This window comes from Bradyrhizobium sp. (assembly GCF_049512235.1).
Classification (GTDB): domain Bacteria; phylum Pseudomonadota; class Alphaproteobacteria; order Rhizobiales; family Xanthobacteraceae; genus Bradyrhizobium.
Genome location: NZ_JBEKXH010000050.1, coordinates 1 through 22,738, shown reverse-complemented (window position 1 = coordinate 22,738; position 22,738 = coordinate 1). Strand labels below are relative to the sequence as shown.

Below are 22,738 nucleotides of genomic sequence, written 5' to 3'. Positions count from 1 at the left end.
ACCTCGAAATTCCTAGAGGCGAGAGCCCTTCCAGCCGCTCCGACATCGAGGTGTTCTTCGATCGCCTGCCGGAGCCGATCGATCTCGAGCTGGATCACAAGAATCGCATTCTGTATTGGACCGATCGCGGCGATCCTCCGCGCGGCAATACTGTCAATCGTGCCTCGGTCGACAACAGGCCGGCCGAACCGGAAATCGTGCTGACCCATCTGATGGAAGGGATCGGAATCGCGCTCGACGTTGCGGGCGATCGCATGTTCGTGACCGACTTCGCGGGCTCGCTTTACTCGGCGCGGCTCGACGGATCCGGCGAACGCAATTTCCTGTTTGCGCAGGGCAATCTCACCGGCATCGCCTACGCCGAAATTCCGAAGGAGATCTGACATGTCACAGAACAAGCCCATTCGCCGGATCGCCATCATCGGTACAGGCGTCATCGGCGCAAGCTGGACCTCGCTGTTTCTCGCCAAGGGACTGCAGGTCGTCGCGACGGACGTCGCGCCGAATGCCGAAGCCGCGCTGAGGAAGTTCGTGGAGACGGCCTGGCCGGCGCTCAAGCGATTGGGCCTCTCGCCCGGGGCGTCGCAGTCGAACCTGAAGTTCACGGCCGCGCTTGCGCAAGCGGTCGACGGCGTCGATCTGGTCCAGGAGAACGGGCCCGAGCGGATCGAGTTCAAGCAGAAGCTCTATGGACAGCTGGACGAGCTGTTGGCGCGTGATGTGATCATCGCGTCGAGCTCGTCGGGGCTCACCATGAGCGAAATCCAGAAGGGCGCCGCGGCCCATCCCGAGCGCTGCGTCATCGCCCATCCGTTCAATCCGCCGCACTTGATCCCGCTGGTCGAGATCGTCGGCGGGGCAAAGACCTCGGAAGCGACAATCCAACGCGCAGCGGAATTTTACACGTCGATCGGGCAACGGACGGTGCGCCTCAACAAGGAAATGCCGGGGCATGTCGCAAATCGTCTGCAGGCGGCGCTGAGCCGCGAGGTTTATTACCTTGTCGCCGAGGGTGTGGTGAGCGCCGCCGACGTCGATACCGCCCTGTGCTGGGGCCCGGGCCTGCGCTGGGGCGTCATGGGCGGCCTGATGCTCAACCATCTCGGCGGCGGTCCGGGCGGCATCGAGCACTTCTTCCAGCAGTTCACCGGCCCGATGACGGCATGGTGGAAGACCCTCGGCTCGCCGGTGCTGACTCCGGAAGTGCAAAAGAAGCTCATCGACGGCGTCCATGCCGAGGCCGGATCTCGCACCATCGCGGAGCTGGAGGCGGAGCGCGACGAAGTCCTGCTCGGCCTGATTGAGCTGCGCAACAAGGTCGCCAAGTCGAGCCAAGCGAAATCGACAGAGCCGGTCGCCTGAGAGCAGGCGCCACCGGCGAGATCGATCATGCGTCCTTCAACTCATTCCGGCTTTTAAGCCGCAGCATCAGGAGTTCAAAATGCCCACCGCAACCGCAGCAAGCAAGACCATCGCGCCGAAGCCGGCGCCCGTACCGAACGGCGACTTCTATCAGCTGATCGAACTTCTCACGCCCGAGGAAAAAGCTGTTGTCGCGAAGGTGCGGACATACATGGAGGCCAAGGTCCAGCCGGTCATCAACAAATACTGGTCCGATGACGCGTTTCCGTTCGAACTGCTGGCTTCGTTCAAGGAGCTCGGTATCGGCGGGCTCGGCTTTGAGGGCTACGGCTGCGCAGGCGGCAGCCAGAGGCTGTTCGGCTTCGTCGCGATGGAGATCGCACGCGTCGACGCCTCGATCTGCACATTCTGGGGCGTGCATAGTGGCCTGGCGATGGGCTCGATCTATCTCGATGGATCCGAGGAGCAGAAGAAGAAATGGCTGCCGCAAATGGCGCGCTACGAAAAGATCGGGTGTTTCGGGTTGACCGAGCCGCTGGTCGGTTCGGGGACGAGCGGTGGTCTGACCACGACGGCCAAGCGTGAGGGCGATACCTGGGTTCTCAATGGACAGAAGCGCTGGATCGGTAATGCGCCATGGTGCGACCTCTCCATCATCTGGGCGCGCGATCTCGCGGACAACCAGGTCAAGGGATTCATCGTCGAGAACAAGTCGACGCCCGGCTTCAGCGTCGAGAAGATCGAGCACAAGATTGCGCTCAAGGTGGTCCAGAACGGCCAGATCACGATGAAGGACGTCCGGGTACCGGAGGCGAACCGCCTGCAGGGCGGCAACTCGTTCCGCGATACCGCGCGCGTGCTGCGGATGACGCGATACATGGTGGGTTGGGCGTCAACCGGCATCCAGATGGGTGCGTTCGAAGCTACCCTCAAATACGCCCAGGAGCGACTGCAATTCGGCAGGCCGATCGCTTCGTTCCAGATGATTCAGGATCTGCTCGCCAAGATGCTTGGCAATCTGACCGCGTGCCAGTGCCTGATGCTTCGCCTGGCGCAGCTTGATGACGAAGGCAAGCTCGGCGACCACCATGCGGCGCTGGCGAAAGCCTTTTGCACGGCGAAATCGCGCGAGACAGTCTCGTGGGGACGCGAGGTCCTGGGCGGCAACGGCATCGTCGCCGACTACAATGTCGCGCGCTTCTTTGCCGATGCGGAGGCGCTGTACTCCTACGAAGGCACCTATCAGATGCAGAACCTGATCGTCGGCAAAGCCATCACCGGTCACGGCGCCTTCATCTGACACCTGAATACGCCGGCGCTCCGATGCCGGCCAGCCTTCCACGAGAGGAGAATTCATTATGGCTTCCGGAGCCGCTACAGCCACGCCTTCGCCGGCAATGGTGGCCGCCGCGTCACCCATCGCGACACCCCCACTTGCGAATGTCCTGTACGAGAAAAAGGGGTCGATCGCCCACGTGACGGTCAATCGGCCCAAGGTGCTCAACGCGCTGAACACCCCGACATGGACTGACATTCGGGCTGCTTTCGAGGTTGCGAAGGCCGATCCATCCGTGCTCGGCGTGATCCTCACCGGCGCCGGCGAGAAGGCTTTCATCGCCGGTGCCGACATCAGCGAACTCGCCCATGTCGATGCCTATGAGGCGGAGGAATCCAGCCGTTTCGGGCAGAGCGTGCTGGACTTGATCGAAAACCTCGGCAAGCCGGTGATCGCGGCCATCAACGGCTTTGCGCTGGGCGGCGGCTGCGAGACGGCGATGGCCTGCACCGTCCGGATTGCAGCGGAGCATGCCAGGTTCGGCCAGCCCGAGGTGAAACTGGGCCTGCTGCCGGGCGGCGGCGGCACGCAGCGATTGCCGCGGCTGGTCGGCAAGGGCCGCGCCTTGCAGCTCATTCTCACCGGGGAAACGATCTCCGCGCAGGAGGCCTATCGCATCGGCCTCGTCAACGAAGTGGTTCCGGCAGCCAATCTGATCGAGCGGGCCGAGGCTATCCTGAAGCAGATCGCGGCGAACGCGCCAATTGCCGTGAAGTTCTCGCTGGAAGCAGCGAACAAGGGGCTGGAAACCAGCCAGGCCGAAGGTTTCGCGCTGGAAGCCTCCTATTTCGGGATCTGTGCGGCGACCGAAGACAAGAAGGAGGGCACCTCCGCTTTTCTCGAGAAGCGCGCACCGCAGTTCCACGGGCGGTGAGGAGACCTCCGCTCACGACAATTCAGAAAGGACAATCATGGCAAGCGATAACATTTTCTCCGGACTGAAGGTGGTTGACTTGGCGAGCTTCATTGCAGGCCCAAGCGCTGCCGTGATCTTGTCCGACTTCGGCGCCGACGTCATCAAGGTGGAACCGCCGAGCGGAGAGCTCTGGAGACACGCCCACAAGCTTCCACCGCAACCGGTGGCGGACGATGCCTATGCCTGGCACCTGGCCAACCGCAACAAGCGCGGCATGACGCTCGATCTGAAATCGCCGAGCGCCCACCAGGTTCTCGAAAAGCTCGTCAAATGGGCCGACGTGCTGATCGTCAACACGCCACACCCCGCTCGCGCGCGACTGAAGCTCGCCTATGAAGATGTCGCGCGCTGGAACCCGCGGCTGATCTATGCGGATATCACCGGATTTGGCGACAAGGGTCCCGATGCCGATCTTCCGGGCTTCGACATCACGTCCTACTGGGCGCGCAGCGGACTGCTCTCGATGACACGCGATGCCGGCGCACCGCCGACCTGGCCGGTGGCGGGCAGCGGTGACAATGCCACTGCCGTCGGACTTTATTCCGCTGTTGTCACCGCCCTTTATCGCCGCGAACGAACTGGCGAGGGCGCATATGTCACGACCTCGCTGCTGGCCGAGGGCATCTGGTCCGCCAGCGTGTCGATCCAGGCTGCGCTATGCGATGCGAAATTCTTCGGGTTGCACGATCGCAAGCATCCCGCAAATGCGGCGATGAATGTGTATCGTGCCGCCGATGATGTCTGGTTCGTCCTTATCGTGACACCCGACAAGCTGGAGGCGGTGGCGAAAGCCCTCGACCGCACGGATCTGCTGGCGGATCCGCGGTTCGCCGATCCGGCGAAGCTGATGGCCAACATGCCGCAGCTCACGGCGATCATGGACGAAATCTTCTGTGCGAAGCCGATGGCGCATTGGTACGAGGTCTTCAGCGGCGTTCACGTCACCTTCGGGGCGGTGCGCGGCCCGCAAGAAGTCGTCAATGATCCGCAGCTGCGGCCAAACAACATCGTCGTTCCGCTCGAGGGCGCCGGCGGCAAGCTGACGTCGACGATCAGCAGCCCGCTTCAGGTCCACGGTGTCACGAAGGTCCCTGCCAGGCGCGCTCCCGAACTCGGGGAACACAATGAGGAGATCCTCCGCCAGCTGGGATTTGGTGCGGCCGACATCGACGGCTTGCGCGCGAGCGGAGCCATTCCGAAAGCCAGGGGACACGCGGCGTAGCATGCCCTGGAATGTCGGGACGGCGGACTCGCCGTTCCGATGACGAGCACAGGAAAGCATCAGGCCAAGAGGCTGATCAAGCGGCCTTCCCGCGAGCATATCAAGGCGGCCATGAAGAGCGAGAACGAGGAGTTCAGCGTGCAGGTCCGCTCCGAGGACGCAAAAGAGGCATTCACGGCTTTCCTGGAGAAGCGCAAGCCTGACTTCACGAGGGCGGCCAAATCGACGGCGGCCGTGTAGCCTGGCGCAAGTCGTCGATCGGGCCATCTCCACTTGATCGAAACTCTCGGCCGGCTGTGATCGCTGCGCTCGGTCGCTTGAATGATGGGATCGACGGGCTTGAGCAATCCTCAGAGCTGTCGTGCTTGCAAATCCTCGAATTCCTCTCGGCACGCGCGCGCGAAGTCGTGCCACAAGTCAATAGTTCCCTGTATTGCCATTTCGCGTAGCTCGACGAAGGTCTTGTCCGGCTCCAGATAGGCATCCAGGATCTTTCTCACGATGCTTTCCGCGCTGTGCACTACCGGCTTGGAGGAGAGCACGCGCATCCTGCCGAGCTTGGCATAGAGGCCCACCAGGCCGGCAATGTCAGCCTCGTCGTGCTGCAGCGCGTCGATGTAGCACTTCGACGCTTCCTCGATGAAATCGCGATAAAGAATCTGTCGCTGATTCTTTTCGTGCTGGAGCCATTGGGCCCGGACCTGGAGACGGTGAGTAAGCCAATTGGCAACGACGCTTGTCAATCCGCCGACCGCCGTACCGGCCAGCGCAGCCAAAGCGGAAATAACAGAAGCGTTCACGGAACGATCCTCAACCGCGAGCGCGGCCTCGCTTTTTGGTGCTTGTCGAACGTGCCGGCGTGGGTTTGTCCTTGATTTCCCTCGACGGCTAACGGCGCGGCGGTTCGGAAATCAGACGCGAACTGCGTTGTCCGGACAGATACGACCAGAGCCATTGCGTCTGCACACGAAAGCGGTTTTGAAGCTGCGGCAACGCCATCACGTGCAGCATGGCCCATACCAGCCAGGTCGCAAAGCCTGCGGTGCGCAGGCGGCCGGCCTCCAATATCGCGAAATTCTTGCCGACCACCGCCATGTTGCCCTTGCTGCGGTATCGGAACGGATTGCCGTCTCTCCGGCCGCGGATCCGGGCCGCGATCAGACGCCCGACAAAGCGTCCCTGCTGGATGGCGGCTTGCGCCACGCCGGGCACGGGATGACCATCTTGGGTCATCGCGGCCGCATCACCTGCCACGAATACGTCGGGCGCCTCGGGGATATCCATGAAAGGGCCGACGCATGCGCGGCCCGCCCGGTCCGTCGTCGTGCCGAGCATTTTCACGATCGGCGAAGCGGCAACCCCGGCTGTCCAGAGCACGGTGGCGCTTGGTATCCGTGCGCCAGCCGCAACGACGCCTTCTTCGTCAACCTTTTCGACCTTCACTCCGGTCAGAACCTGAACGCCGAGCTTACCGAGCCGCTTGGCGACCTTGCGCGACAGCGATTCTGCAAAGGTCGGAAGGATACGAACGCCGCCGTCCAGGAGCACAATTTTGCTCTCGGCGGGGTCGATGTCGCGAAAGTTCTTACGCAAGGTCACCGAGTTCAGGTGAGCAATCGAAGCGGCAAGTTCGACACCTGTCGGGCCCGCGCCGACCAGCACGAAGGTCATCAGGCGCGCGCGCGCTTTTTCGTCATCGGTCGATTCCGCCCGTTCGAAAGCGCTCAGGAGTTTGGTGCGGATCAATTCCGCATCGTTCAGGTTCTTCAGACCCGGCGCATTCGCGGCAAACTCATCGTGTCCGAAATAACTCGGGCGCATTCCGGTGGCGACGACCAGGAAGTCGTATTCGATTTTTCGCGTGCCCGATCCGGGGCAAAGCGCCTCGACGGTGCGGGTCCCCAGATCGATGCCGGTCACATCGGCCAGGATCACGCGGAGATTCTTTTGCCTGGTCTCGAGCTGGCGGATCGGCGATGCAATCTCGGAGGGCGCCAGCACCGCGGTCGCCACCTGGTACAGAAGGGGCTGGAAGATATGGTGATTGCGCCGGTCGATCAGCGTGATCTCGACATCCGCGCGCTTGAGCGTACGGGCTGCGGCGACCCCCGCAAAACCGCCGCCAATGATCAACACACGCTTCTTTCGGACAGCCGCCTTGGCGGGGAGCGGCTTGTCCTCTGGGAAGGATTTGGTCAGAACTGTCGTCATCGGTCACCTCAGGGTTCCTGGAGTCAGTCCGCGCTGTGATGCAAATACTGGATACAGCCGCGAGCCGGACCATTCTTGAACGGCGTTGCGACCCATAGGACGCCTATGCCGCGTCCAAGCCCGCGCCTTCTCGTCTTTGCAAGGTTTCAATTGCGCTGCGCGGTCCAATAGCCGTAACAGCGGGCGTTTCCGGAGTGGCCGCTCCATGTCCCCCGACCTGAGACACCGGAAAGCCGGCCTGCGCCGGCAGCGTATTTATCATGAACTGTCACCGAGGCGCGGACCGCGCCGGAGGGTGCGACGTATCCTTTGAACTTTACGAGATTGGGATGCGTCACAATCCCATTGGCGATATTGACGGTGAAGCTGTAGCTGGGATCGCAGGCGCCTCTTTGCGTCACGAACAGGAGGTCCCAGGAGCCATCATAGGTCGTCCGCGCGCTGGCGGTTGACGCCAGGCCAATAAAGCAGCCCGTTGCAATTATCCAAAGCCGATGGCAATTCATGGCAAATCTCCGGATCAGTCAGGCAGTTCGGGTTCCTCGGATTGGATCGCTGGCTAACAGTGAGCCGGCGTCATCGGAGGCCGTGTAATCGTCCGATGTATGGATGTTCGCTGCCGCGCGCTTGTCAAAACGTGCTCTGATCCTTTCAAATCACGCAGCATTGAGCGCGATCGAAGCCAGGAATACACCGCCGGACCCGGCGCCTGTACGGATGCCTCGCGGCTTGGGACCACGTGCAATCAGCCTGCAATAGGCTTTGCGCGATGCGTCCGACGTCCTCGTGAGCCATGTGCCCGGAGCAAAGATCGCCAAGTTATCGCATAGCTGTTCAAGCCGAGCGAATATCCTCGCGCTTAGGCTGCGGCGCCGGGATACTGCCAGCATCCCTGATGCGCTGCCGGCGGTGGGGATGAGGAAATGCTGAAAGGTTTTGTTGCACCGCGGTCCCCGCTCGGGGCCGCAGCATTGGTCCCGCCGCCGCCATGGCATTTTGCGGGTGACGTCCTGGCCGTCGAGTTTTGGAACGATCCCGATGTATCGAACGATACGCTTCCTGCGGGTGTCGAGCTTGAGACAAATCGCAACGGACACTCCATCGCGCTGTTCGCGGACTATCAGTTCACCGCGCAAGATGAAGAATATCTCGATCCGGCCCGCTATCAGTGCCGCGGATTCAACGTTCTCCTGGATGCGATTTGGAAGGGATCGCGTATCGCGTGGTGTCCGTATTCCTATGTCGACAACGATGCGGCCATCCTGAGAGGTTGGATCCAGGGTTACCCGAAGAAACTCGGTACCATTCACCAGACCCGGACTTTTGCAGCCACGAGCCCGGCGTCGGCGCCGCTCGTCAACAACAGCAGATTCGCCGCCCGGATGTCGTCCAATGGCCAGTTGCTGGCGCGGGCGCGGATTACGCTGCGCGAAAAAGCAGCTCACCTTGCCGGTTTGCTTAATCGCCGAATTGTCGGGCGCCGACACTTTCCGCGCCTATGCGTGGGTATGTACGATAGGCCTGTCGTCGATGAACTCGTTCGCTGCATCTCGAACGACCTGCTGATTACCAACATATGGATGGGCGAGGGAGAGCTCGATTTTCCTGAAGCCTACGGTGAAGAACTCGATATCTTGGCGCCGCTCAAGGTTGGTCGCGGGTTTCGATTTTCTTTTTCCTATTCCGTCACTGATATCGAGATATTGGCGGACCTGACCTGAATGTCGTGGCCGACCAGGATGCACTCGCCTGGGTTGCGCAGAAATCAACAAGGCGGCGCAAGCGGGTCAAATCAATTGCGGTCGGCTCGGATACGGTCGCTGCCGGAATAGCGGGAGCACGCGGAAGGAAGATGGGGATGCTGAAGGGCTTTACCGTTCCGAAGTCGCCGTTCGGCCAGGCCGCGTTGGCGCCGCCGCCGCCCTGGCACTACTCCAGTGACGTTGTCGGTGTCGAGTTCTGGACAGATCCCAGGGCGGCCGCCGCAACGCTGCCGATCGGTCTTTCCCCCGATCCAACGTCAAACGGCCATGCCCTCATGATGTTCCTGGACTGGCAATTTACCGCCCAGGACGACGAATATCTTGATCCCGCTCGTTACCAATACCGGGAAGCATTTGTGTTGCTTGACGCGATGTATCGGGACACACCGGTGAGGTGGTGTCCTTACATCTTCGTCGACAACGACGCTGCTTTGGCGCGCGGTTGGACGCAGGGCTTCCCCAAGAAAATAGGCAGCATTTTCCAGACGCGCACATTTGCCGCCGCGAGCCCAGCGGCCGCGCCGGTCGCACCCGGTAGCCGGTTTGGCGCAAGTCTGTCCGCGCACGGTCAACGCCTGGCGGAGGCCCGGATCACGCTGCAGAAGCCCGTCGAGAACGGGCTGTCGCTCCTCAGCCGGCCCACGGTCCTGTTGCGATATTTCCCGCGACTCGCGACCGGTTACCACGACAAGCCGGCGGTCAACGAGTTGGCGATGTCGATCACCGACAACCTGACCGTCGCCGAGGCGTGGATCGGGGAGGGTGAACTGAATCTTCCGGAGGCGGAGGGCGAGGAGCTCCACGCGCTGGCGCCGAACCGCGTCGCGTCGGGATTCCGATTTTCGCTTTCCTATTCGGTCAGCGATCTGAAGATTCTTGAAGATTACGCGCCGTAGGTGACCGGTTTACGACTTTCCAGGCAACGGCGAGGCCTCCGGTCCCTCGCTTCGCCAAGAGGGTCTCCACGCATCCCATCCAGCGCCGCTTGGAGTCGATAAGCAAGACTGCGCCAAGTTCCCGTTAGCGGCTCTCGGACTCGGGCTGCGTGCTATCTATCTGGGAATAAAAGGCTAATTTTCATGAACGGCGAGCTGCCGCAAAACGAGACTTGGAAAAATTAACGGTTCAGAACACCACTTAACAAGCCAAATGAGCCGGTTTGAACCATCCTCGTACCCATACGAAGCGGCTGGGGCAGTAGTCGAGGATTGGATATGGACGGGCTTCCAAACACGGTACCGGATTCATCGTCGACGGCCGACTCGCAATTGCACTATGTGGCGAGCAGTCTGGCCCGGCTCGTCGAGACCGCCAGGCGTGAGCTCGAACGTGATCGGGAGGCCGCGAAAGCGTCGCTGGCCACAGCATCCACTATTCTGCAATCCGAGATCGAGCGTCATTCGGGCGCTCACGGCTGCAAGCCGGGCGCGCTGGCGGGCTGGCAGATCACCCGCGTGCGCGCTTATATCGAAAGGAATCTTCACCGCACGATCCACACCAGGGATCTCAGTGCTGTCGCGCGGCGAAGCCCGGCGCACTTCTCGCGTTCATTCAAACAGGCCTTCGGAGAACCACCGCATGCCTACGTGGTCCGGCGGCGGCTTGAAAAGGCCTGTCATTTGATGATCTCCAGTACGGATTCGCTCAGTGATATCGCGCTGGGCGTCGGCTTTTCGGACCAGGCGCACCTGTGCAGGCTTTTCCGGCAGGCTTTTGGTGAAAGTCCATCCAGCTGGCGTCGCGAACGCGAGGTCCCGTAGCACGGCTCCATGCCGGAGCCGGCAAGGTTGAGAAGATGCGATGAACGGTCAGAGCGGGAAAGTCCTGAGTTTCGGCCCCTTCGAACTGTCGATCGGCAGCAGACTCTTGACGAATGGAACGACCATCGTGCCGCTCGGAGCGCGTGCCATGGACCTGCTCATCATCCTCGTCGAACAGCCGAACAAGATCGTCAGTCGAAGGACACTGATCGAGGGCGTCTGGCCGGAGCGAGGAGCCGACCAGGTGAGCCTGAGAGTCCAGATATCGGCGCTTCGGAAGGCACTCGCTCAAAGCGATCCCGGCAGGCAATATATCGCCAACGTGCCGGGCCGCGGTTACAGGTTCACCGTGCCAATCAGTTCGTCCCCTCCGGCCATGGAGAATGAAGACGCCTCCCGGTGCCCGTTGCCCGTGCGTTTGGCCCGTACCGTCGGTCGAAAGCACACCATCGCCGCCATCCAGGCCAAGTTGGCCGCGCAGAGATTCGTAACGATTGTCGGACCTGGCGGCATCGGCAAGACGACGGTCGCCGTTGCCGTTGCCCACGAGATGCGCTCCATCTTCGACAGTTCAGTTCGCTTCGTGGACCTTGGTTCTCTCGGTAGCGCCGCGCTCGTCGCGCCTGCCGTGGCGGCCTCGTTCGGCTTGGCAATCCAGACCGACGACGTTGTCCCGACCCTGGTCGAACGCTTGCTGGAGGCTCCCACGCTCCTTGTTCTTGATGGTTGCGAACACGTCATCAATGGCGTTTCAACTCTTGCAGAGAAGTTATTTCAACGTGTCCCGACGCTGCACCTGCTCGCGACCAGCAGGGAGGCGATGCGCGTCGAAGGCGAATACGTCCATGAACTTCCCGCGCTGGCTTACCCTCCGGATAATGCGGAGGCCTCCGCCAAGGACGTTCTGCAATATCCCGCAGTTCAGATGCTGGTGGACCGTGTGCGGGCCGTACGAGGTCATTTTGAACTAACCGATAAGGATGCCCCGCTGGCGGCTGCGATCTGCCGCCGTCTCGACGGTATCGCGCTGGCGATCGAACTTGTCGCCGGCCGGGTGGACATTTACGGCCTCAGCAGAACCGCAAGCCTGCTTGACGATGGCCTCAATCTTTCATGGGTGGGGCGTCGAACTGCCAAGCCAAGCCATCGGACCTTGGATGCCACGCTGGAGTGGAGTTATGGGCTGCTTGACGAGGCGGAAAGACTTGTATTGAGCCGTCTTGCGGTTTTTTCGGGCGGATTCACGTTCGAGGCAGCGGTCGCGGTTGCCGCGGACGAGAAGGTCGACGAGTCGCGGGTCTCCGATTGCATCTGGGAGCTGCGGTCGAAGTCGATGATCGTCGCGCGTGGACATGAGTCGCGATTGCGCTTGCTCGACATCACCCGCACCTTTGCCGCGCAGCGGCTGCGTGAAAACCAGCAAGAAAACCTGTACCGGGGCCGGCACGCGCTCTACTTCAGCGATTTGTTCAGGCAGGGAGCGCGGACGGATGTGTCGGGCCGGCTGAGGGCGCTCGCGGTAGAAGTCGACAATCTCAGAGCCGCCATGGATTGGGCGTTTTCAGTCGAGGGCGACGCGAGAATTGGCGTGGAACTCGCTGCCGCGTCGGCGAGCACCTGGATGGGAATGGCGCTGCTCACCGAATGCCGCGAGCGGATGGCCAAAGCCGTGAGTCGGCTCGACGCCGTCAATTCAGGCACGCGCCAGGAAATGATCATTCAATCGGCGCTCGCGAGCTGCATGATGTTTACGGCGGGATTGACGGAAGATTCCTACGCGACCTGGACCAAAGCGCGTGGCCTTGCCGAGAGCCTCAACGACGTCGAATATCAGATGGACTCCCTGCTTGTTCTCTGGGCTCACCAAATACGACTTCCAAGTTACGCCGAAGCGATCGAACTGGCGGAACGTTGCGGCGATGTCGCGGAAGGGATGGGCGATCGCGGGGCTGTTGCGACGGCCAACTACATGCGCGGCGTCAGCTACCATCATACCGGGCGACTGTCGCAAGCTGAAAGCTGTCTGGAGTTGTCGCTGCATCGCGATGATGAAGCTACGCGCCGATCTCTCATCAATCGATTTGGCTACGATCGCAAGGTCGACGCAATGGGCGTTTTGGCGAATTTGGCTTGGCTGCGCGGCTCTGCCGATCACGCGCGGCGGCTCAATCAGATGTCAATCGCCGAGGCGCGCCAACTCGACCATGCGGTGCCGCTTTGTGTGGCGCTGGCGTGGGCAGGCTTCGACATGCATCTGACGAGTCCTGATGACGCAGAGACAAAAGCGCTCGCCGACGAACTCGTCGAGCACGCCGGCAAACACTCCGTCGAGAGCTATCACGGCTTCGGCCTCAGCCTGCAGGCCCTCTGCAGAGTCCGCCGGGGAGATACCGAAGTCGCGACGACGACGCTCTATTCCGGTCTGGAGAAGCTGTCCGCGTCGCGCTACGGGGTATTCAACTGGATTTTCCAGGCGGAGTTTGCCAGATCCATGGCCGATGCCGGCCGGGCGCAGCAAGGACTTGAGATTTTCGACCGGGCAAAGATCGACCTTGTTCAAAACCACTGGTACGCTCCGGAACTGCGCCGCATCAGGGGCGAACTGGCCCTGAGCAACAACGAGGGAGCTGTGGCCTGCCGACAATACTTCCTCAGCGCGCTCGAGTTGTCGGCCGAGCAAGGGAGTTTGTCGTGGGCGCTCAGGACTGCGACAAGTCTTACGATCGCTGAAAAGTCCATGACGAGAAGGGAGGCGGCGCACGACGCCTTGCGGGCGACTCACGGGAAGTTCCGCGAAGGACTCGACACTTTCGACCTGAAGTTGGCCACGCGGGTCTTGAACGGGTCATATTGGCGCGATGGCCTCACCGGGGTGGCACGCTGACAGGCTATGCCGGTCAAGGTTCCGGTTGACAGTTTTGTGTTCCGGGGGCGTATTTGCGTCAGACCGACGACGAAGCGATCGTCGAAGTCGTGGCGGAGTCTGCTATGCCGGCAGAACGAATGGGCTTACCGAGCGCAGCGCGGGTTCTGTTCGGTCCTTTCGAGCTGAGTACTGCGGAGCGCTCCCTAAAGAAAGCGGGCGAGGTCGTTCCGGTCGGCGGGAGGGCATTCGACATCCTCGCGGCCCTGATCGACAGGGCCGGGGAGGTCGTCAGCAAGGGCGAACTGATCGCGAAGGCATGGCCCGACGTTATCGTCGAAGAAGGGAGCCTTCGCGTCCATTTGTCAGCGCTCCGCAAGGCGCTTGGAGACGGGCAGTTCGGAACCAAGTACGTCGCAAATGTGCAGGGACGCGGTTACTGCTTTGTCGCCCCCATCGTGCGACAGGCTGACGATCATGACCACGGCAACAGATCTTCGAGCCTTTCGAATCTGCCGCCACCGCTCAGCCGCATGATCGGTCGTGATGATGCCGTTCGTGACATCCGAACCGTGCTCAAGTCGCAGCGGCTGACGTCCATTCTGGGTACGGGGGGCATCGGCAAGACGACGGTGGCTCTCGCGGTCGGACACGCCGCTTTGGTGGATTTCACAGGTCAGGTGTTCTTCGTCGATCTTTCAGGTGTCAAAGACAAAGAGCAGGTCATCGGCGCGGTGGCTACCGCGATCGGGCTCGATCCCCGGTTTGTTGATCCGGAAGAAGCGCTGATAAGGTCCCTGAGCCGTCGAAGGGCCCTCGTCATTCTCGATAGCTGCGAACATCTCATCGAAACGACGGCGGAAATCGCCGATTGGATCTTCCACCGTGCTCCGGGCATCAGCATGCTAGCGACCAGTCGAGAGGCGCTGCAGATCGCGGGCGAGCACGTATTTCGCCTTCGTCCCCTTGGTTGCCCACCAGAACGACCCGGACAGGCCGCGGCTGAGGTGCTTTGCTATCCCGCCGCACGGTTGTTCGTCGAGCGTGTCGGCGCGCGGGCGAACGATTTCTCGCTCAGCGACGACGACGCTCCGATTGTCGCCGAGATCTGCCGCAAGCTCGATGGCATCGCACTGGCGATCGAGCTTGCCGCTGGGAGGGCCGCCATTTTCGGTGTGAGGGACACGATCGCGAGGCTGGGTTCACGGCTCGATCTCCTGAAGTTCGGCCGGCGAACCGCGAATCCAAGGCACCAAACGCTCAGGGCCACGCTGGACTGGAGCCACGACCAGCTTTCGGAAGCGGAACGAGTCCTTTTGCGACGTGTCGCAATTTTCGTGGGGCATTTCACCCTGCAGGCGGTGCTCGCAGTCGGGCAGGAAGAGGGCATAGACAAGCCCGAGACTGTGGCGGCGTTGGGAAATCTCGTCAATAAATCCCTGATCGGGGTTTGGACCAACTGGCGCGGACCGTTCTACCGGCTGCTTGATACGACGCGCGCCTACGCTCTGGAGAAGTTGGCAAGCAGCGGTGAGCATGATTCTATTGCGGAGCGGCACGCGAGCTTCGCGATTCAAATGCTGGAAAGCAACCCGGCCAATCTCCTCGATTTGGAGTCGGCGGAAGCTCCAGCCAATGCCGTGCAAGACTATCTTGGAAACATCCGTGCCGCGCTTGTGTGGAGCTTTGGTCCCAATGGGAGCGACCCCATAGCCACAAAATTGGCGGCGGTGGCTTCGCAAGCATTTCTCGCCATGTCGCTCTTTTTGGAATGCCGAAACTGGATGGAGAAGGCCATCGATCGTATGACGCCGGATTGCGATCCTCGGAATCAGATGGAAATCCACGCCTCGCTTGCGCTCTCGCTGATGTTCACCGCGGGCAACAGTGAGAAGGTTCACGACGCCTTCAAAACGGCGTTGATGTTCGCCGAGCGCCGCGGAGATGCCCACCAGCAGCTGCGTCTGCTCAGTGGGCTCTCGATGTATCTCCATCGCACAACCGACACTGCCGGTAGTCTTGAACTCGCGCTGCGCAGCGAAACTGTCGCGAACAAGACTGGAAATCCGGAAGATGCGGCAATCGCGGATTCGATGCTGGGAGGAGCGTACCACATGCTGGGCGACCACCACCGCGCGCAGCAGCACCTCGAGCGGGCACTGCGTAGCTCGCCGTCCTCCCGTCGGTTCAACGCCACTCGGTATCTGTTTGATCTACGCACCACATCGCTGTTCAGGCTTACCCGATCGCATTGGTTCGCAGGCAATCTCGACAAGGCCGCCTATTGCGCTGAAAGGAGCATCGAGGAAGCTGAAGCATCGGATCATCCGATCGCCCTGTGTCGCGCGCTTGCCCAAACGATGCCGTTCTATTTTTGGATCGAGGACATGGAGCAGGTCGAACGGAACCTCTCCAGGCTTGAGTACACCGCCGGGAAATATTCGTTGGCGCCATTCCGGGCAGGCGCCATGGGACTTAAGGGTCGCTATCTGATCCGCCTCGGCCAAACAATGGACGGTATGAGGCATCTGCAAGATAGTCTGGAAGAGCTTCGGAATTTGCGTTACGAAATGCTCGTCACGGATTGTATCTCCGAACTGGCAGTCAGCCTCGCAAAACAAGGCGGACATGCGAAAGCGCTGGCTCTCCTCGACGAGTCGATTGCGACGCAGCTTGCTGCCAAGAGGCTACTTCACCTTCCTGCTCTGTTCTTGGCGAAGGGTTTGGCGTTTCTGTCTGCGGAATTACCGGAGAATATTTCGGCTCAGGAATATCTGGAGGAGGCGATGAGGCTGGCCGCGAACCAGTCGGCGCTTTCATTCGAGTTGCGGGCAGGATTGGGACTTGCGCGTCTTTGGATTGATCAGGGTCGAGCCCGGAAAGCACATGATCTTATCTTGCCCATCTACAATCGATTTGCTGAAGGTCTCGCGACGCCAGACCTCACTCTGGCGAAGCGAATGCTTGAACAGACCGGCGCGCTGCGACGCAACAGGCGGGGGGCGGCGCAATCGTCCAGCGGATAGAGCTTTGAGCCAAATCTCGTCTTGAGCTGGAGCAAGCGTTGGCAGCTGCGCCTGTGCTGGCCGGATCGCTGGGCTTAATTTCACTCGGTGGTGACCAGGCCCAACGTCTGCGCGCGCGACACGGCTTGGGCGCGCCTTTCAACGCCGAGCTTGGTGAACATGTTCTTGAGATGTGTCTTCACGGTCTCGGGACCGATATCGAGGTTCCGAGCAATTTCCTTGTTCGACATTCCGTGCGCGATCAGCTTGAGGATGTCGGTTTCGCGCGCGCTCAATGTGCCCGGAGCACTGGAAGAAAGCCCAAAATGATTTTGCGGTGCCCGGTGGGAGGCGGCCAGGATCCGATCGACAAAGGACAGTAGACCCTCGTTGAGATCTGCCCTTTCATGAACCATCTCGAGAAGCTCGGCAATGACCGGTGCCTCGTCCAGAATGGTCCGATAGAGACCGGCTCCAGCGCAAGCTGTGAGAATCCGGCGAAAGCGGTTTGCCGCCTCCGCGGCTTTGCCGAGGCTGAGCTGAACCGCCGAGAGACATATCGCGCTTTGGATGACGAACTGGCGATTCTGCACAGCTTCGGCTTCACGCTGGACCTCCTGCAGGATCAGGGCGGATTCCTCGAGACGCGCTTGCCTTCTCAGCAGATGAGCGTGGGCCAATTTGTGGTACCAATGGATTTCCGACCAGGCACAAGGCCTCGGCGCCGGGTGCTGTCGCGCAAGGCGCTCGAGGCGGCCGACGCAAGCGGCACCTTCATGAGCGCGGCCGTCGTTCAGGTGGAGTCGTGCTTGTTCCGCTATGGCGGCTGCCGCCAACCGTCCCCAGCCCCGGGCCGCACCCTGGTTTTCGGCTCGCTCCAGGATCGTGTGGGTCCGTTCGTCGTTCCTCCGCGCGGCGGCGACCCTGGCCATGACGAAATATGCGCTCCATACGCAGTCCAGCATCGTCCCGGCGCTGATCAGCTGTGCGCGATCGATGACCAATGCCTCCGCCGCGTCGAGCTCGCCCTGTTCGTAAAGCAGGCGCGCAATCAGACTTGCCGGCAAAGCCGCCGCGACCGAGTTCGGCCCGACGTGCTGTTCGGAAATCCGCAAGCCCTCGCGATAATAGCCCTGCGCCGCGGTGAGACGCAGCTGTCGCTCCTCCGCGAGCCCCTGAAGGCAGCGGCGATACACCGACGCAAATACGTTCCTCCGGTCTTCTTCCTGTGAAAATGGGATCCATGGCGTCGCATAGAACTGTTTGAGATCGCCGGCTTTCATGTGACTGAAGCGGAGGACGTTCGAGGCAACGTTCGCAGTCCATGGATCGCGCGACTTATTGATACACTCCTGAGCCAGCGGCCGCGCCCGCTCGCTGTCGTCCGTTATCGCAATCGCAACCGCACGGATGGCCTGGCAGTCGTGCAGCAGATCGCTCTCGGGCGACTGAGTCGTTGCGATATCGTGCTCGATTTCGGCCGCGAGCTGGAGCGCCTCGTCGGAGCGCAGGGCCAGTGCCAATCCCCAGGCGATCGCCGTCCGAACCTCGGATTGACCTCGCATGAGATCATCCGGGAACAGGCGTTTCCATTCAAGCAAGGTGAACAAGTCACCCTTCTTTATCAAGGCCATCGCGCAGTTCTTGATCCAGCTGATCGCTCGATTCGAATCGCCGGCCGCGATCGCGTGTTGGACCGCTTCAGTCCACAATTGCTGGGAAGCATGCCAAAGAGCCGCCCGCCGATGCAGCTCGGGGATCTCATTGCCGCGGTCGACCTCCAACCGCTGGCCCAGATATTCGGCAAGAAGCATATGGTAACGATACCAGACGCCTCCGTGATCGATCGGGGTGAGAAGCATCTGCCGCTGCGCCAGCGACGCCAGGATCGCGCGAGCCGAGCTCTCACCGGTGACGGCTTCGCACAATGGACCAGAGAGCCGGTCGAGGATGGCCGTTCGGAGCATGAAGTCCACGACCTCGGTCGGAAGCCCATCCAGGAGCTCCGACAAATAGGCAGCGATTGGACGCTGCAAGCCCGAGAGATTGTGGACGTATTCCTTCAGCTCGGATCCCGACCGGGACGGCATCGACGCGATAATGCGCAAGGCCGCGGGCCAACCCTCGGTCTTTCGTTGCAGCAGCTGGACATCAGCCGATTCCAGAACACCGGGCTTCGTGCGCTCGAAGAAGGCTTCCGCCTCCTCTAGATCAAACCGAAGCCCGGCGGCATCGATCTCGAGCAACTTGTTCTGTGCACGCAGCGTTGCGAGGGGCAGGTGAGGTTCGGCGCGGGTCGTGATCACCACGTGACAGTGGGATGGAGCATGCTTCAGGAAGTACGCAACCGATTGATGGATCCGGGAATCGCTGAGCCAATGATAATCCTCGAGAAACAGGTAGACCTCATCCTCGACCTCAGCCAGGTCGTTGATCAGGGTCGACAGGATCGTCGCCGGGTCGATCAGATTGTTTTCGAGGATCAGCTCGATGGTCCTGGCACCTGCGCCTTGACAGGCGTGCTGCAGGGCTTGGGATACGTAGAACAGGAACCGTGTGGCCTCGTCGTCATCGGAATCGACGGTGAGCCACGCAACGGAATGGCCGCGCTGTTCGAGCAGCTCAGCCCAAGCGGCCGCCAGCGAGGTCTTGCCGAAGCCGGCGGGCGCCTTGATGACGCCCAGTCGCTTGGTCGGAAGCTCGGACAATAAGGCCAGGAGTCGCGGACGCGCGACCAACCCAAGAGGTCGGGCCGGCACGATCTTGGTGGTCAGGAACGGCGGCTGTCCTCCGCCGACCATGGTGCTGCCCGCCCCCACTGCAAAACGCCTCGAGCGCGGCTCGATCAAGGGGTCCCCCTACGTGCACCTGGCCTTCCCCCATTCGGGGGATGATGCCAACGCTGCAATTGTACGACCCCTATAGGCGCCAGGGAAGGGCCGGCTGGCTCTCGGTTACCGAAAACCGGAACGCGTAAAGCCAAAGGCCCGCGACCAAGAGGTTTGCCAATGCCGGACAGGCGAAGGAATTACGACAGGAGCTGCGCCGGATTGCCAAGCCGGGACCGATTTTGTTGCCCCTACCGGTTCGTCGTAGCGCCCCGGTCATCACCGGAAGGTGATCGGCCGCGGCTCGCCTCCTTCGTTCGATCTACCCTGTTTCCGCGCGGTCCGTGCCAAAGCACGAGACATGCCTATGTTGGGCTGAGCACCATGTCGAGCGATAGTGTCCCTACCACGCTGAAGTTTGGACCTTTTGAACTTTCAACCCGGGAGAGGGTCCTGCGGCGCGACGGTGTGGTGCTTCCCCTCGGCAGCCGGGCGCTCGATATTCTGATCTATCTCGCCGAACGTCCCGGCGAGGTCATTGGAAAGAAGCAGCTGATCGATCAGGTCTGGTCGGATGTCAACGTGGAGGAGGGGAGCCTCCGAGTCCATGTCGCCGCCATTCGCAAGGCGCTCGCGGATGGGCAATTCGGTAACCGCTATGTCGCGAACGTGCAGGGAAGAGGTTATTCCTTCGTTGGCCAGGTCGCTCCGATTGAAGACGGTGCGATCGACAGACGCGATCGCGGCCAGAACGAGGTTGGGCTGCCTGCGCAGCTGCTCAGGATGATCGGGCGAGACCCGGTTCTCGACGATGTCAAGGATCGGATTCGAAATGACCGGTTCGTGACCTTGCTAGGTCCCGGTGGAATTGGGAAGACGACCGTTGCCGTCGCCGCCGGTCACGCGATGGCGGAGGAGTTCAACGCGGGGGTCTATTTCGTTGACCTGGGAAGCCTGACTGACCCGCGTCACGTTCCGGCTGCTGTCGGAACCTCGTTGGGGCTTGCCTTGAAAGCGAAGGATGCAACGGCCGAGCTGCTGGACGCGGTCCGTTCGAAAAGGCTGCTCGTCATCCTCGATAACTGTGAGCACCTGATCGACACGGTTGCTTCGCTCGCAGAGCGCCTGTTTCAGGAAGCGCCTCAAGTACACGTATTGGCGACGAGTCGCGAATTGTTGAGGGTGGAGGGAGAATATTGCTATCGCATTCTCCCCCTCGATTTTCCTCTGGGCTCCTTGCAAGCGACAAGCGCGATGCTGCGCTATCCGGCGGTACAGCTGTTTGCGGAGCGGGTCGCGGCGAAAGGGGGGGATTTCGTTCTCACCGACGCCGAGGCGCCGTACGTCGCCGAGATCTGTCGAAAACTGGATGGTGTCCCGCTCGCAATTGAATTGGCCGCCGGCCGAGTGGCCGCGCTGGGCATCAAGAATACCGTCACTAGCCTGGTATCGCGGCTGGAATTGCTGAAATTGGGGCGAAGGACGTCTGTCCCTAGACAGCGGACGCTCAGGGCGACGTTGGATTGGAGCTACGATCTGCTGTCCGACATCGAAAGGATTGTCTTCCGGCGAATTGCTCCTTTCGTCGGTCATTTCCCCCTGGAGGGCGCGCATTATGTCGCTGGCGAACTCGGCTCAAGCGATGGCGAGATTTTCGACGCGATCGCAGGTCTGGTGGAGAAGTCATTGCTGACGACCCGGATTGACGAAACCCAGGTCCTGTATCGATTGCTGGACACGACGCGGGCGTACGCACTCGAAAAACTGGAGTTGCATACCGAACTGGACACCGCTCTCCTGCGGCATGCGCAATACATCACGGAACACCTCGAATCGCGAAGAGAGGTCTTGGCGACCCAGGCGAGGGCCGAGAGAGTGGCGTTTTATTCAAGCCAACTGGGCAACGCCCGCGCAGCGCTGGAATGGAGCTTTGGGCCGCACGGCGACGACGAGATCGCGACCCGGCTTGCTGCCGCATCCACGCAGCTGTTTCTGGAACTGGCGTTGATGATCGAATGCCAAGTCTGGGCAGAGCGCGCGATCACGCGCTTGGGCGATCACCATTGACCGATCTGTCGGCGTCCAGCTTTTTGAACCCCTACCGTGCCGTCGCGGCCGGCCTGAGGGGACAATGGCTACTCCTCCAAAATGATCTCGGCGGGGGAATTCCAATCGTGACGCCCGATATGATTCGAATGTCGAAATCGCGCCGCTGGATCACCGCCAGATCTGGCGTGATCTGGGCTGTCAAGCCCCTATCGAAAAATATTCATGTTCCTTTTCTGTTTGAATCATAGTAAAAGACCGGGTGTGTCGCGCCGCGGGACGCGAACTCATGTTCGAATTGGGACACTCGTCATGCCCGGGCTAAAGCGCGAAGCGCGTCTTCGCGCAGATGTCCCGGGGTTCCATGTCTTTCTTTCTCGATGAGAGCAAAGACGTGGATGGCCGGTACGAAGCCGGCCATGACGAAAACTGAAATCTTGCTCGGCTGTTTGAAAAGTGCATCGGAAATTTGTAGGGTGGACAAAGCCATCGGGTCGCGCGAATGCGCGAACCGATGACGTGCCCACCAACTTAATCCAACACGGGAACCTGGATGCCCCTGTTTCCGCCCCTGTATTAACAGGGCTTAACAGGCGAAAAGGTGTGGTCCTGCGGAGACACAACCAATCGCCTGGACAGCCCTGCTTTTCGGGATGGTTCCGGTTGGTCAACAGCAAGGTGCGCCGCCATGAGCAAGAAGGTCGCCGATATCATCGTTGAGACGTTGGAGAGCGCGGGCGTCAAGCATTGTTACGGCGTCGTGGGCGACACGCTCAATCTTGTCGCGCACGCCATTTGCGGTTTCCCTCGAGGTGGGCGCCGGAGCGGCTCAATGATCCATCAGTGCTTTGTTGTTAACGCTCGATCCAAACAGTCATGCCCGGCTCGAGGCCTGCCGGCTCTCCCTCCGGGTCGAGGCGCAAGCGCAGCGTATTGCGGTCATGATCGCCAATCACCCGTTCGGCCTGCCACGTGGCAAACGTTCCGAGCGGCTGCAATTCGGTGATGACGGCTTTGATCGCGCCATCGGCGCCGCTCCGCATCGTGCTCACTGTTTCCCCCATCGTGAGATCACTGAGATGGTCTTCGCGCACATTGAACGAGAGCCATTGCTTGCCCGCCGCCTCGACCGCCAGGATCGGTTGACCCGCCCGGACATTCTCGCCCACCTCTGCGGCGATGACGCTGACCACGCCGTCGGCTGGAGCGCGCAAGATCATCTTTTCAAGACGGCGTTCGAGCACGGCGACCGCGGCGGCCGCGGCCTGCACCTGCGCGTCGGCGATCGCGCGTTCCTCCCGCGTCGGGCCCGCCACGGCCGCATCGTAATTGGCCTGGGCCTCCGCCACATCGGCGCGCGCGCTTGCAGCTTCGTTTTCGGCCTGGTCAAGCGCCTGCTGGGGTTCAAAGCTCTGGCGTGCCAGCG

18 protein-coding genes and 2 pseudogenes are annotated in these 22,738 nt (G+C 61.1%); 14 read left to right on the top strand and 6 right to left on the bottom strand.

All coding sequences use genetic code 11. The features are described 5' to 3' along the window. The 6 genes and pseudogenes from ABSG20_RS07220 to ABSG20_RS07195 all read left to right on the top strand — a co-directional run. A pseudogene (locus tag ABSG20_RS07220) lies at positions 1-383 on the top strand (3-hydroxyacyl-CoA dehydrogenase); the annotation flags it as partial. Position 384: 1 nt separating this feature from the next. Continuing rightward, positions 385-1,362: a 3-hydroxyacyl-CoA dehydrogenase NAD-binding domain-containing protein gene (locus ABSG20_RS07215; protein WP_423863812.1), complete on the top strand. Its 978-nt coding sequence runs from the start codon at positions 385-387 to the stop codon at positions 1,360-1,362. Positions 1,363-1,441: 79 nt separating this feature from the next. Further along, complete coding sequence (locus ABSG20_RS07210) at positions 1,442-2,662, top strand: acyl-CoA dehydrogenase family protein (RefSeq protein ID WP_423863811.1); 1,221 nt, start codon at positions 1,442-1,444, stop codon at positions 2,660-2,662. A gap of 58 nt (positions 2,663-2,720) precedes the next feature. Then, positions 2,721-3,572 (top strand): enoyl-CoA hydratase-related protein, encoded by an 852-nt coding sequence (locus ABSG20_RS07205; protein WP_423863810.1) that lies wholly within the window; start codon positions 2,721-2,723, stop codon positions 3,570-3,572. A gap of 37 nt (positions 3,573-3,609) precedes the next feature. Then, positions 3,610-4,836: a CaiB/BaiF CoA transferase family protein gene (locus tag ABSG20_RS07200; protein ID WP_423863809.1), complete on the top strand. Its 1,227-nt coding sequence runs from the start codon at positions 3,610-3,612 to the stop codon at positions 4,834-4,836. Between the two features lie 39 nt (positions 4,837-4,875). After that, positions 4,876-5,076 carry a hypothetical protein gene (locus ABSG20_RS07195; protein WP_423863808.1) on the top strand — a complete coding sequence of 67 codons (201 nt, stop codon included), beginning with the start codon at positions 4,876-4,878 and terminating at the stop codon, positions 5,074-5,076. 110 nt (positions 5,077-5,186) lie between these two features. On the opposite strand, the gene ABSG20_RS07190 is transcribed toward ABSG20_RS07195, so the two are convergent. The 3 genes from ABSG20_RS07190 to ABSG20_RS07180 all read right to left on the bottom strand — a co-directional run bounded on the left by ABSG20_RS07190 (position 5,187) and on the right by ABSG20_RS07180 (position 7,553). Continuing rightward, positions 5,187-5,636: a hypothetical protein gene (locus ABSG20_RS07190; protein ID WP_423863807.1), complete on the bottom strand. Its 450-nt coding sequence runs from the start codon at positions 5,634-5,636 to the stop codon at positions 5,187-5,189. A gap of 88 nt (positions 5,637-5,724) precedes the next feature. After that, positions 5,725-7,047 carry an NAD(P)/FAD-dependent oxidoreductase gene (locus tag ABSG20_RS07185; RefSeq protein ID WP_423863806.1) on the bottom strand — a complete coding sequence of 441 codons (1,323 nt, stop codon included), beginning with the start codon at positions 7,045-7,047 and terminating at the stop codon, positions 5,725-5,727. Between the two features lie 146 nt (positions 7,048-7,193). Next, on the bottom strand, positions 7,194-7,553 hold the full coding sequence (locus ABSG20_RS07180; RefSeq protein WP_423863805.1) for a hypothetical protein: 360 nt from the start codon (positions 7,551-7,553) through the stop codon (positions 7,194-7,196). Between the two features lie 417 nt (positions 7,554-7,970). Between ABSG20_RS07180 and ABSG20_RS07175 the strand changes: the two genes are divergently transcribed. The 6 genes and pseudogenes from ABSG20_RS07175 to ABSG20_RS07150 all read left to right on the top strand — a co-directional run bounded on the left by ABSG20_RS07175 (position 7,971) and on the right by ABSG20_RS07150 (position 16,459). Then, positions 7,971-8,768, top strand: a complete 798-nt coding sequence (locus ABSG20_RS07175; RefSeq protein WP_423863804.1) for an acetoacetate decarboxylase family protein — start codon at positions 7,971-7,973, stop codon at positions 8,766-8,768. A gap of 131 nt (positions 8,769-8,899) precedes the next feature. Then, on the top strand, positions 8,900-9,706 hold the full coding sequence (locus ABSG20_RS07170; RefSeq protein ID WP_423863803.1) for an acetoacetate decarboxylase family protein: 807 nt from the start codon (positions 8,900-8,902) through the stop codon (positions 9,704-9,706). 318 nt (positions 9,707-10,024) lie between these two features. Continuing rightward, positions 10,025-10,570, top strand: coding sequence for a helix-turn-helix domain-containing protein (locus tag ABSG20_RS07165; RefSeq protein WP_423863813.1), 546 nt, complete (start codon positions 10,025-10,027; stop codon positions 10,568-10,570). Positions 10,571-10,718: 148 nt separating this feature from the next. Next, a pseudogene (locus tag ABSG20_RS07160) lies at positions 10,719-10,856 on the top strand (winged helix-turn-helix domain-containing protein); the annotation flags it as partial. 36 nt (positions 10,857-10,892) lie between these two features. Continuing rightward, complete coding sequence (locus ABSG20_RS07155; protein ID WP_423863814.1) at positions 10,893-13,454, top strand: ATP-binding protein; 2,562 nt, start codon at positions 10,893-10,895, stop codon at positions 13,452-13,454. 53 nt (positions 13,455-13,507) lie between these two features. After that, positions 13,508-16,459 carry an ATP-binding protein gene (locus ABSG20_RS07150; protein ID WP_423863802.1) on the top strand — a complete coding sequence of 984 codons (2,952 nt, stop codon included), beginning with the start codon at positions 13,508-13,510 and terminating at the stop codon, positions 16,457-16,459. Positions 16,460-16,539: 80 nt separating this feature from the next. Here ABSG20_RS07150 and ABSG20_RS07145 read toward each other — a convergent pair whose 3' ends face one another. Continuing rightward, positions 16,540-19,287, bottom strand: a complete 2,748-nt coding sequence (locus tag ABSG20_RS07145) for a winged helix-turn-helix domain-containing protein (protein WP_423863801.1) — start codon at positions 19,285-19,287, stop codon at positions 16,540-16,542. 363 nt (positions 19,288-19,650) lie between these two features. On the opposite strand from ABSG20_RS07145, the gene ABSG20_RS07140 reads away from it, so the two are divergent. Continuing rightward, positions 19,651-21,333 (top strand): ATP-binding protein, encoded by a 1,683-nt coding sequence (locus ABSG20_RS07140; protein ID WP_423863800.1) that lies wholly within the window; start codon positions 19,651-19,653, stop codon positions 21,331-21,333. Next, positions 21,330-21,563 carry a hypothetical protein gene (locus tag ABSG20_RS07135; protein WP_423863799.1) on the top strand — a complete coding sequence of 78 codons (234 nt, stop codon included), beginning with the start codon at positions 21,330-21,332 and terminating at the stop codon, positions 21,561-21,563. The genes ABSG20_RS07140 and ABSG20_RS07135 overlap by 4 nt, the downstream gene beginning before the upstream one ends. A 59-nt stretch (positions 21,564-21,622) precedes the next feature. Here the strand turns inward: ABSG20_RS07135 and ABSG20_RS07130 are convergent, their stop codons facing one another. Next, entirely contained in the window at positions 21,623-21,802 is a 180-nt protein-coding gene (locus ABSG20_RS07130; RefSeq protein ID WP_423863798.1) for a hypothetical protein, read from the bottom strand. A 364-nt stretch (positions 21,803-22,166) separates the two neighbouring features. Next, positions 22,167-22,738 (bottom strand): HlyD family secretion protein (locus ABSG20_RS07125; RefSeq protein ID WP_423863797.1); only part of this gene is annotated, 572 nt, incomplete at its 5' end.

Excerpts from the sequence above, each read along its gene's own strand:
- ABSG20_RS07170 (WP_423863803.1), top strand. The coding sequence starts at position 8,900 with ATGGGGATGCTGAAGGGCTTTACCGTTCCGAAGTCGCCGTTCGGCCAG.
- ABSG20_RS07165 (WP_423863813.1), top strand. The coding sequence starts at position 10,025 with ATGGACGGGCTTCCAAACACGGTACCGGATTCATCGTCGACGGCCGAC.
- ABSG20_RS07130 (WP_423863798.1), bottom strand. The coding sequence starts at position 21,802 with ATGGCTTTGTCCACCCTACAAATTTCCGATGCACTTTTCAAACAGCCG.
- ABSG20_RS07180 (WP_423863805.1), bottom strand. The coding sequence starts at position 7,553 with ATGAATTGCCATCGGCTTTGGATAATTGCAACGGGCTGCTTTATTGGC.
- ABSG20_RS07195 (WP_423863808.1), top strand. The coding sequence starts at position 4,876 with ATGACGAGCACAGGAAAGCATCAGGCCAAGAGGCTGATCAAGCGGCCT.
- ABSG20_RS07200 (WP_423863809.1), top strand. The coding sequence starts at position 3,610 with ATGGCAAGCGATAACATTTTCTCCGGACTGAAGGTGGTTGACTTGGCG.
- ABSG20_RS07185 (WP_423863806.1), bottom strand. The coding sequence starts at position 7,047 with ATGACGACAGTTCTGACCAAATCCTTCCCAGAGGACAAGCCGCTCCCC.
- ABSG20_RS07210 (WP_423863811.1), top strand. The coding sequence starts at position 1,442 with ATGCCCACCGCAACCGCAGCAAGCAAGACCATCGCGCCGAAGCCGGCG.
- ABSG20_RS07140 (WP_423863800.1), top strand. The coding sequence starts at position 19,651 with ATGTCGAGCGATAGTGTCCCTACCACGCTGAAGTTTGGACCTTTTGAA.
- ABSG20_RS07205 (WP_423863810.1), top strand. The coding sequence starts at position 2,721 with ATGGCTTCCGGAGCCGCTACAGCCACGCCTTCGCCGGCAATGGTGGCC.
- ABSG20_RS07215 (WP_423863812.1), top strand. The coding sequence starts at position 385 with ATGTCACAGAACAAGCCCATTCGCCGGATCGCCATCATCGGTACAGGC.
- ABSG20_RS07175 (WP_423863804.1), top strand. The coding sequence starts at position 7,971 with ATGCTGAAAGGTTTTGTTGCACCGCGGTCCCCGCTCGGGGCCGCAGCA.